At 64.0% G+C, this 15,605-nt stretch carries 13 protein-coding genes; 7 read left to right on the top strand and 6 right to left on the bottom strand.

The features are described 5' to 3' along the window. Positions 1-8 precede the first annotated feature (8 nt). Positions 9-293, bottom strand: a complete 285-nt coding sequence (locus RWH45_RS04195) for a hypothetical protein (protein WP_315993637.1) — start codon at positions 291-293, stop codon at positions 9-11. Further along, the gene (locus tag RWH45_RS04190; protein ID WP_315993636.1) at positions 290-772 is read right to left on the bottom strand and encodes a GtrA family protein; all 483 of its coding nucleotides are present in this window, start codon (positions 770-772) and stop codon (positions 290-292) included. Before RWH45_RS04190 ends, RWH45_RS04195 begins: the two co-directional genes overlap by 4 nt. A gap of 62 nt (positions 773-834) precedes the next feature. Between RWH45_RS04190 and RWH45_RS04185 the strand changes: the two genes are divergently transcribed. The 7 genes from RWH45_RS04185 to RWH45_RS04155 all read left to right on the top strand — a co-directional run bounded on the left by RWH45_RS04185 (position 835) and on the right by RWH45_RS04155 (position 11,159). Next, the gene (locus RWH45_RS04185) at positions 835-1,617 is read left to right on the top strand and encodes a glycosyltransferase family 2 protein (protein ID WP_176776565.1); all 783 of its coding nucleotides are present in this window, start codon (positions 835-837) and stop codon (positions 1,615-1,617) included. A 2-nt stretch (positions 1,618-1,619) separates the two neighbouring features. After that, a complete protein-coding gene (locus RWH45_RS04180; protein ID WP_315993635.1) occupies positions 1,620-2,096 on the top strand; it encodes a VanZ family protein in 477 nt (158 codons plus the stop codon). Then, positions 2,093-3,631, top strand: a complete 1,539-nt coding sequence (locus tag RWH45_RS04175) for a hypothetical protein (RefSeq protein ID WP_315993634.1) — start codon at positions 2,093-2,095, stop codon at positions 3,629-3,631. Before RWH45_RS04180 ends, RWH45_RS04175 begins: the two co-directional genes overlap by 4 nt. Positions 3,632-3,929: 298 nt before the next feature. Further along, complete coding sequence (locus tag RWH45_RS04170) at positions 3,930-8,177, top strand: CBM96 family carbohydrate-binding protein (protein WP_315993633.1); 4,248 nt, start codon at positions 3,930-3,932, stop codon at positions 8,175-8,177. Positions 8,178-8,328: 151 nt separating this feature from the next. Beyond that, positions 8,329-8,820, top strand: a complete 492-nt coding sequence (locus RWH45_RS04165) for a hypothetical protein (RefSeq protein WP_315993632.1) — start codon at positions 8,329-8,331, stop codon at positions 8,818-8,820. Then, positions 8,817-9,725, top strand: coding sequence for a hypothetical protein (locus tag RWH45_RS04160; protein ID WP_315993631.1), 909 nt, complete (start codon positions 8,817-8,819; stop codon positions 9,723-9,725). Before RWH45_RS04165 ends, RWH45_RS04160 begins: the two co-directional genes overlap by 4 nt. A 12-nt stretch (positions 9,726-9,737) precedes the next feature. Next, a complete protein-coding gene (locus tag RWH45_RS04155) occupies positions 9,738-11,159 on the top strand; it encodes a phytoene desaturase family protein (RefSeq protein ID WP_315993630.1) in 1,422 nt (473 codons plus the stop codon). Positions 11,160-11,182: 23 nt separating this feature from the next. Here the strand turns inward: RWH45_RS04155 and RWH45_RS04150 are convergent, their stop codons facing one another. From RWH45_RS04150 to RWH45_RS04135, 4 genes are read right to left on the bottom strand one after another with little or no spacing between them, the layout of a single operon-like run. Next, a complete protein-coding gene (locus RWH45_RS04150; RefSeq protein ID WP_315993629.1) occupies positions 11,183-12,061 on the bottom strand; it encodes a glycosyltransferase family 2 protein in 879 nt (292 codons plus the stop codon). Further along, positions 12,061-12,990: a glycosyltransferase family 2 protein gene (locus RWH45_RS04145; protein WP_315993628.1), complete on the bottom strand. Its 930-nt coding sequence runs from the start codon at positions 12,988-12,990 to the stop codon at positions 12,061-12,063. The genes RWH45_RS04150 and RWH45_RS04145 overlap by 1 nt, the downstream gene beginning before the upstream one ends. Further along, positions 12,987-14,048, bottom strand: a complete 1,062-nt coding sequence (locus tag RWH45_RS04140) for a polysaccharide pyruvyl transferase family protein (RefSeq protein ID WP_315993627.1) — start codon at positions 14,046-14,048, stop codon at positions 12,987-12,989. Before RWH45_RS04140 ends, RWH45_RS04145 begins: the two co-directional genes overlap by 4 nt. 39 nt (positions 14,049-14,087) lie before the next feature. After that, entirely contained in the window at positions 14,088-15,557 is a 1,470-nt protein-coding gene (locus RWH45_RS04135; RefSeq protein WP_315993626.1) for a lipopolysaccharide biosynthesis protein, read from the bottom strand. Between the last annotated feature and the right edge of the window lie 48 nt (positions 15,558-15,605).

Below are 15,605 nucleotides of genomic sequence, written 5' to 3'. Positions count from 1 at the left end.
GGGGTGACTCAGAGCACCGCGAAGAGGTAGGCGTATGCCGCAAGAAGGCCGAGGTTGATCAGTCCCGCGATCGGGGCGAGCACGCCCACCGAGCCGCGTCGCAGGATCACCGCGACGACAGCGAGGGCCAGGCCGAGCACCGCACCCGCGGCGCTCAAGGCGAGGGTGCCCGTGAGCGACAGTGTCTCGACGAAGGCCGCCCACAGGCGCGCGACGACCGCGAGCTGCACCCCGATGGAGGCGAGCGCGGCGAGCAGAGACAAGGTGCCGAGCACGCGGGGGGCGGTTTTCACGGGGCGAGCCTACCCGAGGGGCTTTCGGCGGCTGGAATCGTCCGCGCCGGTGGGAACACGACGAAGTGATAGAGCACGAACCGGATGACGGTGACCCCGCCGATCGCGAACAGGTTGACGACATTGAGACCCACGGGGTCAGCCGCTCCGAATACGGCCTCGAGCGCGCGTGCTCCGAGCCAGACGGCACCCGCACCGAGACCCGTGCAGGCGGCGTTGACGAGGAGGAACTTCACCATCTGCCGCCCGGCACCCGTTCGTGCGCGCGAACGGAAAGCCCATTCGCGGTTGCCGATATAGGCGTTGACGAGGGCGATGAGCGACGCGACGATCTTCGCCGCGACGGGACCCATCCCCGTCAGAAGCAGCAGATTGAAGGCGGCGATCTCGATCGCGGTGCTGATCGCGCCCACGATGAGGAAGCGGGCAGAAAGAGCGCCCGCACGACGAAGATTCCGGCTGCGCCCCACGAGTGTCATACGCTACATGTTCGGGGGAATTGCCGGGTGAATCCGTCCCGGCTGAGAGCGGGGATGCCAGGGTGCAGGCGCAAGACCATGTTGCGGTCGTGATACCGGCCTTCAATGAGGCCGAGGCCCTGCCGTCCTTCCTCGCGGAGATCCACGCCTCGTTCGAGAGCATCGGTGTCTCCGTTTCCGTGATCGTGGTCGACGATGCGTCCACGGATGCCACCAGCGACGCGGCCGCTCCCCTCGCCGACGTCATCCGCTCCCCGCGCAATCAGGGTCACGGCCCCACGGCGCTCGCCGCGTACGAACAGGGCCTTCGCAGCGGAGCCGGGATCATCGTGCACGTCGACGGCGACGGGCAGTTCTACGGAGACGACATCGCCCGCGTGGCCTCGGCTCTCGACCACGCCGAGGCCGATGTCGTGCACGGCGTGCGACGCGGGCGCACCGATCCCTGGTTCCGGCGCGCCTTGAGCGGGCTGGTGCGGTTCGCGGTGTTCCTGTTGTGCGGCAGGTCCGTCCCCGACGTCAACACGCCTCTCCGCGCCTACGGGCAGGCGGCTTTGCGCCGCCTCGTCGACGGTGTCCCGGCGGACGCCCTCGTCCCTCACGTGCATTTCTCCATCTCCGAAGCACGCGAACGGCTGCGGGTGCGGTACGTCTCCGTCGCCAGCATCCCCCGTCGCGGCGCGGTCGCACAGGGCACGATGTGGGGTGGCGGGCGTGCGCGTGCCGTGCTGCCTCCCCGTCGTCTCGTGCGATTCGCCGCCCGAGCGCTCGGTGAACTGTGGCGGGTCGACATCCTCGGCTCCGTTCGGCGCGGGGTTCCGCACGACGCGACCGTGCGCGGCTGATCGTGCGTCACCTGTTCGCCTGGACGGGTCTGGGGCTCTGCCTCGCCGTCGTGCTGGCGGCCACGTTGTCGCCGACACCCATCGACCAGGGGTACGAGAGCGCCATCGAGCGCGTCCTGTCGATCCTGCATCGCAATGGTGTTCCGCAGTGGTTCGGCTACCGCTGGCTTGAGTTCTCGGCGAATATCGCCATGTTCGTCCCCCTGGCGTATTTCCTCTCCCTCGTCTTCCCGACGCGATTCTTGTGGCTGGCGCTGCCCCTCGTGCCCGCCCTGTCGGTCGCGCTTGAAACGCTGCAGTTCTTCGTGCTGCCGGCGCGCTTCGCAACCGTCAACGACGTGATCGCGAACACCGTGGGGGGTTGGGTGGGAGTCGCCGCGGCGGCGGCGACGGTGGCTGCCGTCCACGCCCGGGACCGGCGTGTGCTGCAGAAGTGGCGTGAGCGCAACGTCGTCGGTGTCCGCGAGTCCGTCGGATGACGCGCCTGACCGCGCGCCCCGCGCTGCTCACGGCGGCATCCGCCCTCATCGTGAGCCTGTCTGCCTACGTGCCGATGATCGTCAGCGGTCACATCACGCGTGACTCCGGAGTCTTCCTCTACACGGGAATGGTCGTCTCGCGCGGGGGAATGCCCTATGTCGACTCGTGGGATCACAAGGGCCCGCTCCTCGCGGTGATCGAGACCCTCGCGTGGCGTCTCGGGGGTGGCATCGTCGGTGCTCCGATTCTCGAGGCGATCGTCCTTTTCCTCGGGCTCACCGTCGTGGGCCTGGTCTGGGCGCGGTGGATCCGCGCATGGGCGGCCGTGGTGGTGCTCATCACCGGCGTGACCTATCTCGGGGTTTTCGAGGGGGGCAACTTCACGGAGACGTGGCTGTTCCCGTTCCAGCTCGTCGCTTACAGCCTCGTCGCGGACATCGTGCTGCGCTTCGGGCGGGACGCTCCCGCCCGGATCCTCGTCGGAGCAGGCATGACACTTGGCCTCGCCGCATCCGTCGGTCTGTTCACCCGCATGAACAACGTCGCGGGTCTGCTGGTGCTGGCGGGTGTGTGCGTCGTCTTCTTCCGGCGGCGCCTCGCCGTCGCTGCGTCCGTCATCGGCGTCATCGCCGCGGTCGGCGTGGCGCTGACCCTGTGGTTGTGGACGGGTGATGCCCTGCGGGCGGCGGTGGACCAGTACGTCCGATACAACCTCTTCTACTCCGAGGGCACGCCGCTGGGGGAGCGCGTCGCTTCTTTCGCGACGCTGGCCCAGCTGCTCGTTTCGGGAGCGGTCGTCGCCGCCGCGCTCGTCATGATCGGCGCCGTCCTCATGAGGCGGATTGTCGCGAAGGGCACGTGGTCACCGGCCATGACCGTCATCGTCGTCTTCATCGGGGTCGGAGTGGTCGACGCGCTCTCTCAGATGGCGTCCGGCCGGCCCTACCCGCATTATCTCGTCGTGGCGATCGCCGGATTCGCCGTCGCTATCGCCGGTGGCGGTGCCGAGGTGTCGTCGTCGGTCGGGGAGTGGTGGCGCAGAGAAGCACGCGCTCGGCAGCGTACGACCCGAGCGGTCGGACTCATTGCGCTCGCGGCGATCGTGCTGTCCGGCTCGAGCACGACCGCCCTACAGGGCCTGCGGACCACGCTCGGCGCGGGCGTGTTCACCGCCGGCTCTTATCAGGCGCAGATCGTCGACCGTGTCCTCGCCGAGACGAGTCCCGACGACCGTGTGCTCGTGCACGGAGCCGAGACGTGGATCCTCGCGGCTTCGCAGCGGTTGTCGCCGACGGCGATCACCTACTCGTTGCCTGTCGAGCAGGGATACGGCGGCTTGCCGGCGCAGTACCTGGCAGACGTGACAGCCTTCCCGCCGGCCCTCATCGTGGAGTCGCCCGTGTCGTGCGGGATTTCGATCGCGTGTCCGGCGGATAAGGACCACTTCGCGGGGCTGGCGCCGTGGGTGGCAGGGTCTTACGAATCGGAGGGCGACATCGTGGGGTTCCGGTTCTGGCAGCGGAGCGAAGGCTAGAGCGCGGAGGAGGTCCGCCCTCCGCGACGCGGACGCGTTGGTTCTCCGGACGAGACTGCTTTTCGCCGAACCGCTTCTGCACCCGCGGCACGTATTTCGTACATCGGCGACTTGAGGGTGCCGAGTTACATTATTCTGATTCTGAATTCGCTGGCCACATTCGCCGGCGTCGGAAACGTCTACGGTGCCCCTTACCACCGGGGGCTCTGGCGTGGATACCGCTATAGCTGTCGACCGTTCGGGTGACCGTCGGCAAGTGGTGTCATCTGGGAATGGGGCACTCCCCCAGAGGACTCCCATGAACTCGCAAGACGTCCGCCGCGGCTCCCGCGTGATGGCGATCGGTGTCGCCTTTTCGCTCCTGATCGGCCTGGTTGCACCGGTGGGTGCGGCAACGGCCGCGGGCATAGGGTCCATCTCTGCTGCTCAGGTGACGACGGCCCACCCTCGGTTGCTGGCCGACGGTTCGCGGTTCTCGCTCCTGAAGTCGCAAATTGCGTCCGATGACTGGAGCGCGAGAACCTACGCTGGTGTCGTTTCCGCTGCGGATGCACTCCTCACGAAGCCCGTGCTCACCTACACGAAGCCCGACGGCATCAAAATCCTCGACACCAGCCGAGAGATGGTTGAGCGGGCTTACACGCTAGGGATGGCGTGGCAGGTGAGTAAGGACGCGAAATATGCCGAGCGTCTGTGGAAGGACCTGGATGCGGTCACTCGATTCGGTGACTGGAACCCGGATCATTTCCTCGACACCGCCGAGATGACCCACGGCGTGGCGATCGGCTATGACTGGCTGTACTCCTACTGGTCCTCCGGCCGGCGGTCGCAGCTGTCGAGAGCGATCGTCGAGCTGGGACTCAAACCGGCATTCCCGGTCTTTGACGCTGCCGAAGGAAGCAACGGCCCCTATGCGCACGGCGGGAATTGGGCCCGAAACAACAATAACTGGAACATCGTGATCAACAGCGGTCTCACGGTCGGAGCCATCGCCGTTGCGCAGGACGACCCAGCGACGTCCAGCAAGATCCTTGCCGCGGCGATCACGAGTGTGCAGCGCGGTATCGGCACTTACGCGAATGGTGGCGGCTACGCCGAAGGGCTTAGCTACTGGGATTACGCGACACGATATCTCGTGGTGATGTTGCAAGGCCTCCGTTCGGCTACCGGAGGCGACGTCGGTCTGTCGTCATTGCCGGGTCTTGATGTCACCGGACTCTTCCCTATTTATATGTCCAGCCCGTCCGGGGATCGGTTCAATTTTGGCGATAGTGAACGTGGCGTGAGTCGCGGACCCGTACTAGCGGGCCTGGGGAATGTGTACAACAACGCATCGTTCCGGTACGCGGGGATCGACGAAGGACGTGGCGGGAACTCGGTGCAGCGCTTGCTTTGGTACGAGCCCGGAAAGACCTCGGCCTCGCCCACGGCAGCGGCGCTGCCGATGGATCGCAATTTCCCAAACGCGGCGGTAGCCAGCTTCAGGTCGTCCTGGAGCGACCCGAATGCGACGTTTGTCGGCTTCCGGAACGGAAGCCTCCCCGACGCGAGTCACCAGCACCTCGACGCCGGTACCTTCAATCTCGACGCTTTGGGCCAGAATTGGGCCACCGAATTGGGGAAAGACGACTACGGGTTGTCGGGATACTTCGACGAGGGCACCTCCGGCAGCCGGTGGGACTACTACAGGCTCGCCGCAGAAGGACAAAACACCCTCGTCATAAACCCATACAAGCCCCGCCCGACCACCCTCGCAACGACCCCCGCCGCGCGGTTCGAGTCGAACGTGACATCAGCATTCTCGATCGCCGATCTTTCGGCCTTGTACCCCGGAGACGTGACCTCCTGGAAGCGCGGGGTCAAGTTGTTCGATGGGCGGCAACAGGTGATCGTGCAGGACGAGATTCGGTCCAGCAAGCCGGTGGAAGCGCTATGGTCCATGCACACTGCGGCGGCCATTCAGATCGCGGGCGACGGTCGTTCCGCGACTCTGACGTCCAACGGCAAGCAATTGCTCGCGCGCATCATCTCGCAAAGCGCAACGGCAACGTTCGTCGACACGGCAGCGGCCCCGCTGCCGACGTCGCCCCATCCTGCTCAGCAGAACGGGAACTCAGGTATCCGCAAGCTCGCAATTCAGGTCTCGACGAAGGGCAACACCACTCTCGCCGTGCAATTCACGCCCTTGACCAGCGGGCTTTCGGCCCCATCGTCAGCAGGTATCGTCGCGCTTGATGATTGGAAGCTCGAAGCTCAGGGAAGCTCGCGCGCACAGGGCATCCGGGTAGGCGGCACGGAGCTCTCGGGCTTCTCTCCCAACACCCTCGCTTACACGACGCAATGGGATCCTGCATCCGCCGTCCCGACGGTCGCCGCGTACAAGAGCGGTGCCACCGTGGCGAGCCGCCTTCCTACGAGCATTCCGGGCGTGGCGACCACCACAATCACAGAGCCGGGTAAGACGCCCACGACCTATCGCGTATTGATCGAGCGAGGGCCGATGACGATCAAATCGGCGGCGGCGACGCGCACGACCGAGGGCTCGCCAGCGATGACTTTCGACGGTGACCCCGCCACTTACTGGACGACGTGGCTAGACAACTCGATCACTTACACACTCGACCAGCCCCGATCGATAAAGTCTCTTCAGATCGACTGGCGGGCCAACCGATCGCGGCACACCAAATTCGAAGTACAGACTTCTTGGAACGGCTCGACGTGGATCACTCGGTACGACGGAGCGTACGACGGATCCACTGGCTCGCAATTGATCATTCCGACGACGAGCGCGTCGTCCAAATGGGTGCGGATCATCGGCCATGGCGACCAGGGGACTGATCCAAAGACGTCCATCAGCGAGATCAAACTTTACAGCTACGCGGTCACGGTCCCGTCGGTGGCACCAGCTGTCTCACGGCTCGACTCTGTAGGCGTCACCGGCGTACCCGCCACGATGACGAAGGCGCAGACAGCCTCCATGGCTTTCGCAGCCAAGAGAGCCGACGGACGTTCGATTGATCCAGCGAGCCTCACCTCGGTGCGCTACCTCTCAGGCAATCCGGCCGTGGCCCGGGTCTCCGATTCGGGAGTAGTGACGGCACTGGCGGCAGGAGAGACGTCTATCGGGGTGGTGGTCACGATGGCGGGGGTGACGGCATCCGCGTACGCCGTGGTCAAGGTCGATGATCCGCAAAGGGTGCGGATCTATCCTGACGCCGACGCCTGGGTGAGGGGCGGAACCTCCGCGGGCACGAACTATGCCAAGGACACGCAGCTCGCCGTCAAACCCGCCAACACGGGATCCACGGATGAGTCTTACACCCGACTCGCGTATATGGGCTTCGACATCTCGGCACTCAGAGGGAAGGAGATTTCTTCGGCGATTCTCACAACTACGGCTGCGGTGACGGAACCGTCTGCGGATAGGGCGCGAGTCGATGCTCATGCCGTCGAGGGCACCTGGACCGAGAGTGGACTCACGTTCTCGAATCGACCGAGCTTGGGAGCCACGGTGGGAAGCACCGCAGTGGATACGACGTTCGCGGAGAGACAGACCGACATCACCTCCTACGCGGCTTCCAAGGCGGCGGCCAAAGCGGATCGTCTATCCCTCGGGTTTACCCAGGACGGCCCGTTCCTCACCGGTAAGCCCGTGATCACTCAAATCAAGAGTCGAGAATCCTCGACTCCGGCGTACATCGATGTGGTGCTCAAGCCTGAACCTGCGACGAGGCTAGCCCCCTACCTCAGTACCGTAGAACTGAGCGGGGTGGGTCCGACCGTCGGTTTGGACACGACACCGCAGCTCTCCGTTACAGCGAAAAGTACGACTGGCGAATCGATTCCCTCATCGGCTCTGCAGATGACGTACTCCTCCAGCGACCCCGCGGTGGTTGAGGTCGATGGTTCAGGTGTGTGCAAGCCGAGGGCGGTGGGGGCTGCCACGGTATCGGTAGAGGTCACGACCAACGGCTCGACGCTCACGCAGAAAGTCGATGTGACGGTGACGGATCCGTTGAAGGTACGCCTCTTCTCGAGCGGGGACGCTTACGTACGGGGTGGTGACGTCGCGGACACCAACTACGCCTCGGAAACAAAGATGCCCGTCAAACCTACGACGGGAGGATCCACTGACGAGTCGTACACGCGTCTGACCTACATGGGGTTCGACATCAGCGGGTTGAAGGGGAAGAAGATTGCATCTGCGACGCTGTCGCTCAACGCTGCCATCACTGAGGCGACGGGCGATCGTGCAAGACTCGACGTCCGAGCCGTTCAAGGGGCCTGGTCGGAAACGGAGGTGACCTATCGAAACCGTCCGGAGATGCTTGCGCCGGTGGGTGGCGTGGAGGTGGGTCGCACCTTTGACTACCGCACCATCGACATCTCGGATCACCTTCGCGAGTTGCTTGCAGCCGACTCGAGCAGCATGTCACTCGGATTCACCGAAGATGCGCCTTTCTTGACGCCGAAACCGGTCATCGTTCAGGTTCGGAGCAGAGAATCCGCGGCACCTCCCTACCTCGACATCGTGTTTGCGCCGTGAGATGCGGCCGGCAGAGTCCGCGTCCGCTCGCGGCAGGTGAACGTACGGGAGTCATTACCATTGATCTGTTCGGCGCTCGACGAGCCGAAACGACCCCGAAACCCGTCGATCGATACGATGTACAAGTTGTCAGGTCGCGAGGGGAACGTTGATGTCACGTACGGCTGAGCCCGGCCTCCGGCCGTCGAAGCAGCGCAGGAACCTCCTGATAGTCGTAGCCTTCGTCTGCTTCTTGGTCATTCAGGGTTTCTTTTCGTTCCGAGTCTCGCCCGAGCCATACCCCATCATTCGGATGCCGGGCTTCCAAACGGCGGCGAATTCAGACGGAACGGTTGGGGCGACCTTCGTCGATGCCGAGGTCGACCTCGCGGATGGAACGTCAACGCCCATCGACCCTTCTGCACTGATGGAGCCGTTGAGATTCTCTACGGCTGGGCCGACCCTTGATTACATCCTCGGGCCGAAGGCTGAGACGACCCTCTCGGAGGAGTCCATCAGTTGGTTGCGCGATCGCGCTCGAATCGTCTCGGGACGCGAAGATGTCACGGGCATACGGCTCTGCTGGGTATCGACAACAATCAGCATCGAGGACGCGAGGGTCGTGGAGTCGCAGCCATGCGCGTGGAAGACGGTGGCGCTGTGATCACGTTCCTTGAGCGCACGGTTGCGCGCGCGGCGGCTTCGTACCAGGCGGACGGCCGCTTTCTCGCCGCGCTGCGAATTGCTTACGGCGCCTGGATAATCTTCCTTCCTGTAGACATCACCTGGATCGCGGGTCTCCCGGACGATTTCGTGAACCCTCGTCCGGGGCTCTTCGGATTCATCCATTCAGTACCTCCCATCGAATTGCTCGTCGCCATTTCGGTCGTGAGGTTCGTCCTCGCGGTTCTTCTGGTGATCGGCATCGCCACCATTCCTGTCTCGTTGTTCCTGACGCTCACGATCATGGCGGCCGCGGGGCTCTCGTACTCGTTCTCGAAGGTGGACCACTTCATCCTGTTCGAACTCGTGCCGGTCTTCCTGGGCTTGGCCGGGTGGGGTTCGCGATGGTCGCTCGACGCCGTCATCCGCCGAAGGCGCGGGCGGACGCCGGCGGTAACCCGCGGGGTGCCGATCCTGCTCTTCGCCTTCACGATCGGGTGGGGGATGCTGTCCGCGGCTGCTCCCAAGATCGCGGGCGGCTGGCTCGACCCAACCCGCGACGCGACACGCGGATACCTGGCGAAAGACATCGCCGCCGACGACAAACTCGGTGCTCTCGGACCGTGGATGCTGACCTTCGACAACCACCTGTTCTGGAAGGCGCTGGACTATGCGACTATTGCCGCCGAGGGACTTCTGTTCTTCTTCGTTCTAACGCCGTTGCTTTTTCGGTGTTGGCTGGCGCTACTTTCCTGCTTCCATATCGCAGTGTTTCTGACGCTGGGCATATCCTTCATCGACTACACGCTTGTCTACGCTGTCTTCTTTGCCCCCGCAGTGATGTGGGTCGTGCGCAGGGCGTCTATCGGGCGGGCAGTCGAGCCGTCGCAGGAGCTACGTGCCTGATCGGGGTCGATCATGAGAGTAAGCGTCGTCGGCAGCGGACCGAATGGACTCGCTGCCGCGGTCATCATGGCTCGGGCCGGACACGAGGTGACGGTGCACGAGTCTGCGGCGAAGGCTGGAGGTGGGCTTAGGACCGACCGGTTTGAAGCATTCGACGGGATTTTCGATGTGTGTTCCGCAGCGCACCCGATGGCGCTGGCGTCGGTTTTCTTCCAGTCCTTCGAGATAACACGAAGAGTCGATTTCCTCACTCCTGACATCTCCTACGCCCATGCTATGGAGGGTGTATCCGCGGTCGCGTATCGCAGCCTGCAACGAACTATCGACGAATTGGGACGCTCCGGGGCGGGCTGGGGGCGGGTCATGAAGCCGCTCCTCCTGAACATTGAGGCGGTGCGGAGGCTGGGCGGCATGGATCTGCGCGCGCGTCCATCGACAATCGGTGCCGCGGCCGCGCTGGCAGCTGCGGTGGGTGGGTTGTCCACACTTCGAGAGGATGCGCGCTCGCTCGCTGCGGGGGTGACGGCGCACGCCGCGGCCCCGTTTGGCTCATTTCCCGCCCGTTTTGTCGGTGCCGTCCTCGCAGCAGAGGCACATGCCTCGGGATGGCCTATTCCGCGTGGAGGCTCTGCCGCTATCGCGGAGGCTCTCGTGTCTGACCTTGTCGCCCACGGGGGCGAAATCAATGTCGGACATCACGTTGATGACCTGCGCGAAGTCTGGAGACCTGGAGACGTCGCAATCCTGAACATCGGTCCGCGAGGTTTCGCGCGCCTGGGTCGTGGATTGCTGCCGGCTTCGTACTCGAGGCGCCTTTCGAGATACCGGTATGGCAACGCAGCGTCGAAAGTCGACTTCGTCCTTTCCGCGCCCATTCCCTGGGCGGATTCGCGCCTCCGCGACGCCGGGACGGTCCATATCGGAGGACACGAGGCCGACATTTCGCGGGCGGAGAAGGCAGCACGCGCAGGGGTAGTTCCGGTGGATCCCTACGTGCTTCTCTCGCAGCCCACTCGCCTCGATCGATCGCGTCTCCCCGAGGGGTCATCCGACGAGATCGTCTGGGCTTACGCTCATGTCCCGAACAACTCGGAGATTGATGCAAGCGAGATGATAGCGCGACGCATCGAATCATTCGCCCCCGGGTTCCGTGAGCTGATCATCCATCACGAAGCCCGTCCTGCCCCGTTCTTCGCGGCGACCAATGCGAACTTCGTCGGCGGAGACATACTCGGGGGGCGGGTCGACGCGGGGCAGTTGCTCACTCGCCCTACGCTGACCACACGGCCGTGGCGTACGCCACTACCGGGTGTATACCTCGCGTCTGCCTCTACCCCGCCTGGTGCCGGCGTTCACGGCATGGCGGGCTGGCATGCCGCCCGCCTCGCCCTCCGGGACCTCGATCAGACATTGCCGGACCTGGGCGTCCGCTAGGCGGGAGGCGGGCAGTCGTGCTCTCAGGCGTCCGCCTGGTGCCACATCTTCCACTCGCGCCGTTCGCGGATGAAGTCTGCGGGGGTGTAGTTCGCGAGAGCTCCGAAGAGGTGGAAGGTCCTGCCTCTGAACGTCGTGGCTGACGCGCGACGGATGCGGTGGATGGTCAGACGCAGCTTGCGAAGATCTCGGCGCGTAAGGTGCTCACGGTGCTTGGCGATGTACAACTCCGTACCGTGGGCACGTCGTTCATTCTTCGTGGTGAGTTGTCCAAGACCGTGTTTGCGCTGCCTCACGAGCTGGCTGGGTACGACGGTATAGGCGAACCCCGCGAGAAGGTATCGGAAGAAGAAGTCAGTGTCGTTCTTGACCGGTAGCTGGGAGTCAAACCCCCCGATCTCGTGGAAGGCTCGACGACTGACGATCATGTTGCTACCGGTCGTGCCCAAACTCGCTGCCGCGACATCGGCGGAGGTCAGGCCTTCGACGATGCGGGGCCCTTCATGGGACTCAGATTCAGAGAATATCTCTCGATTGACGGCCACCAGGTCGACGGGATTCTCTTGAAGAGCGCGTGCGACGGCGTCGAGTAATGAGGGCTGCCAGAGATCGTCGTCATCCAAGAAGCCGATGAAGTCAGCGGTCGCTTCCGAGGCGCCACGGTTGCGGGAAGCGGAAGCTCCAGAACCGGCGGACGGGTCGTGCACGAAGAGGACCCCGCGATGCCCTGCGGCGGCGGCAAGTTCCGCGCAGATCTCTGCTGCCGTCGCGTCTTCGATGTCGGAGACGACGATGATCTGTTCGGGCCGCACGGTCTGTTCGAGCACAGATGACAAAGATTCGCGAAGGAAGTGATGTCTGTTATGCGTCGGGATGACACAAGCGAAGGTTGAGGCGGACATCAGGCTCCGTTCGTTTTGCGACGGTATTCGACCAGGTCGACGTTCAAGACGTTTCCGACCATACCGAGACCATGCGCCAGCATGTTCCAGCTGCGTGCCATGGGCTGTCGATGGACTGCGAAATCGAACGCGATGAAAGGCAGCCCGACCCCGATGCGGGCGATGCCGCCCATGAAGGCTGCGGCCCGCGTCCTATAGCGCGCATTGATATTCCCGATACGGATCGCGCGGCGGAAGAGCCACTTCGCGTTCGCTCGCTCGGGAATGACGTGTTCCGACACGACGGCTTCAGCGCACCAAAGTACCTTCAGGGGAGAAGCTGCTCTCAGCGATCGGAAGAACTCCGTGTCGCTCCCGCCTTTCATAGACAGCGCTTCGCTGAAGCGCGTGGGGTTGGCCCGCCACGCAGCCAAGCGTAAAAGAGTGTTGTTGGTCGCGACAGAACCCGGCGTGCTGCCGGATAAGCCGTTCTGCCGCCGCCAGAAGCCGCCTCTGACGATCCATCTCGGGACCGAGTCGGTAATGATCGGCTCCACCGGGCCGGTGACGATGTCCGCCCTGTGTTCGACCGCATAGGCCAACATCTCCCGTAACCATCCCGGCGCCGGCACCTCGTCGTCGTCGATGAAGATGATCGCATCATCGTCTTCCGTGGTCGCGTCGAGACCACGATTTCGCGCGGCCGCGATTCCGGGTAGGGGTTCGTGGATGTATTCGACGCCGGGGAAGAACGCTACGGCCTCGCGCGCAGACGCAAGCGGATCGTTGTCCACGACGACGATCCGGACTCGAGCGTCCACCTCCGCGGTCTGGGCGGCGCACACGTTGAGTAACTGACTCAGAAGTTGGGGCCGGCGGAAGGTCGCGATGGAAATGGCGACGCAACGAATGTCGTGATGCGTGGGCGCCGGCGATTCGTTGACGCTCATCGGGCTCCGCCGCCTGAGATGAGCGCGTTCATTGCTGCCGACAGTTCGCGTAGTTGGGCGCGCGCGTTCTCGACCCGGGTCACGAGCATGGTTTGCTCGGCGACGAGCGTAGCCACCCGTTCCACCAGGCGTTCATCACTGGGACTGACGTGATGCTCAACGAGGCCGGCCGCGGCCATCGTACGCGGGATCTTCGACGATTCGACATTGGGGAGGTAGAGCGGCACGGCTCCCTCCGTTGCGGCGAAGATGAGTACGTGCAGGCGGTCGCTCACGACGACTCGAGCGCGCCGGTAGACCTCCCGCAGGTCGGCCTCAGCCGCAAGATGATCTCCGGCGTGCCACGGGTGCACGTTCGCGCCGAGATCGGCGCCGATCTGGTCTCCTCGTTCGACGTCGCGTTCGACCTGGGAGACGATGACGAGCTCGAGGTCTAGGCCAGATTGGAGTTCCGCTACCGCTTCCCTCCATTCGGCGGTGAGATCGGCGGTGTCCCCACGCATCGAGACGACCAGCAGAGCGCGACCGTCGGGTTTCAGATCGTCACCACTTGATCCCAGCGCGAATGCCCAGTCAGGACGTACCGAACCCGAGCGAGCGAAGCGGCGACTTTCTTCGTCGCGCCAGGTCGTGATCTGGCAAGCGCGTGAGAGCGAGGTCAGCATCGCCGACGGACTCCCGGACGGGTTGCGAACCCCCAGACCTGTCGTGATCGCTGCGCCGCCTCTCAGGCGGATCAGGCCGACGAGGAGCCTATCGACACGGTTGATTCTCAGGCGCCTTCGATTCAGCTGTATCTCACCTGCGTTCGAGACGAAGGCCGCGCGTCCGAGGAGCGCGTGCCGAAACGCGGCGAGCTGCCATTCGCGCCTGCTCTTATACGTCACGTCGTCAGCGCGTAGTCCGAGCGCGTTGATGTACGCGTGTGAAGCGGTGCCGACGAGGATGTGCCGGCGGCGTCCGAGCGCGAGGCCATCGAGCATGGCGCGCCGGAGTGCCGGGTCACCGACATTATCGTCTTGGCCGTGAGCGGCTATGAATACATCTGAATTCTTCACGGGGTGATCCGTCTCTCGATGCCACGGGGGCTCGGGTGGTTATCCATTAGGTCGGCGACCGATCGCGCGGCGTCCGAAGTCGATGAGTTGAGCTGCATCCGCCCGAATACGGGGGAAGATCGCGAAGGCGAGCGCCGCCCACAACATCGCGGCCAGCGAGCCGAGGACGACGACCAGGATGGGAGCGCCGCCCCAGTTCTCCACAAGGAGCCGCACTCCGAATGCCGCCGCCGCCATCGGGATTGCGACAAGCCCCAGCGCCGACAGCGCGTCGGTGTACAGCACCCCCAACTTGAGCTTCGTGACCCGGCGGACCCACGCGAGCGATGTGATCCAGAACAGGCTGTAGCCGATCGACACGGCCACCGCTACACCCAGGGGCCCGAAGGGCACCCCGCACGCGATGACTCCCACGAGCAGCGGTTGAGCGACGAGATAGAAGCGCAACTGAGCGGTCGCGAGCCCCTGGGACATGTAGACCCAGTAAGCCACCTGAACGAGAGAACGGAAGATTCCGCTCACGGCGAGAACACTCAGAATGGGTCCGGCGGGCTCCCATTGCTGCCCGAGCACGGCGACGACCAGGGGTGTTCCGAGTGCAAAGAGCACGGCGAAGATCGACGACGTCACGTAAAGGGCCACCAACTGGGCGCGTCGCAGATACGAGACGAAACGGTCGCCTTCCTCGGCGATGCGGGCCAGGACCGGAACGGCGACGCGCGACATCGGCGTGTTGATCTGCGTCAGCGGCAGGACCACCAGGTTGTACGCGCGGTCGTAGTAGCCGAGGGCGTTGGAGCCCCATACTTTGCCGATGAGCAGACTGTCGATGTTCCTTGTCAGGTAGGAGATGATCTGAGTGCCCGCGAAGCTCGCGCCGAAGGAGATCAGTCCGTCCATTGGGACTCGCCGGGGGAGCCCCGGCCGCCACTTCGTGAGTGCGAACGAGAACAGAAGTGTCCCGGCAGCAACGATCAACTGCTGGGCGACGAGCGCCCAGAAATTCGCGAAAATCGCCGCTATCGCGATGGCGCCCCCGATGCCTAGGGCGTAGGGGAGGAGATCAGCAACAGCCAAGGCGATGAACCGGAGGTCGCGATTGATATGCACTTTGAATTGCGTAGACAGCCCGCCCAAAACGAAGGTGGCGGACAGTGCCTGGGTGATCATCGCAACTTGAGGCTGACCGTAGAACGCCGCCAGCGGGTACGACACTGCGAAGAATACAACGCCCAGCACGAGTCCTACGGCCGAGTTGATCCAGAACAGGTTGGACTGTTGCGCTTGACTGAGGGATTTCGCCTGCAGAGCGGCCATCGATAAACCGAAATCGCGGAAGATCTCCCCCACTCCGACGACGGCCACCACCATGGCCACCAGACCATAGTCGGTGGGGTCGAGGAGGCGCGCGAGAACGACCGTCGAACTCAGCATCAAGGCGACCTTGACGACCTGCGCGACGATCGTGATCCCACCACCGCGAGCCGCAGCCGACGCCAGAGAACTCAAGAAGATCCCTCGATACGGCTCGCGGGACGGGTACAGGTCACTCCCGGG

Origin of the sequence: Microbacterium galbum, from assembly GCF_032464915.1 — a bacterium.
GTDB classification, from domain to species: Bacteria; Actinomycetota; Actinomycetes; order Actinomycetales; family Microbacteriaceae; genus Microbacterium; species Microbacterium galbum.
Note: the sequence above shows the minus strand (reverse complement) of the source record. Positions and strands in the feature narration are given on the sequence as shown.

Excerpts from the sequence above, each read along its gene's own strand:
- RWH45_RS04190 (WP_315993636.1), bottom strand. The coding sequence starts at position 772 with ATGACACTCGTGGGGCGCAGCCGGAATCTTCGTCGTGCGGGCGCTCTT.
- RWH45_RS04175 (WP_315993634.1), top strand. The coding sequence starts at position 2,093 with ATGACGCGCCTGACCGCGCGCCCCGCGCTGCTCACGGCGGCATCCGCC.
- RWH45_RS04170 (WP_315993633.1), top strand. The coding sequence starts at position 3,930 with ATGAACTCGCAAGACGTCCGCCGCGGCTCCCGCGTGATGGCGATCGGT.
- RWH45_RS04165 (WP_315993632.1), top strand. The coding sequence starts at position 8,329 with ATGTCACGTACGGCTGAGCCCGGCCTCCGGCCGTCGAAGCAGCGCAGG.
- RWH45_RS04155 (WP_315993630.1), top strand. The coding sequence starts at position 9,738 with ATGAGAGTAAGCGTCGTCGGCAGCGGACCGAATGGACTCGCTGCCGCG.
- RWH45_RS04150 (WP_315993629.1), bottom strand. The coding sequence starts at position 12,061 with ATGTCCGCCTCAACCTTCGCTTGTGTCATCCCGACGCATAACAGACAT.
- RWH45_RS04145 (WP_315993628.1), bottom strand. The coding sequence starts at position 12,990 with ATGAGCGTCAACGAATCGCCGGCGCCCACGCATCACGACATTCGTTGC.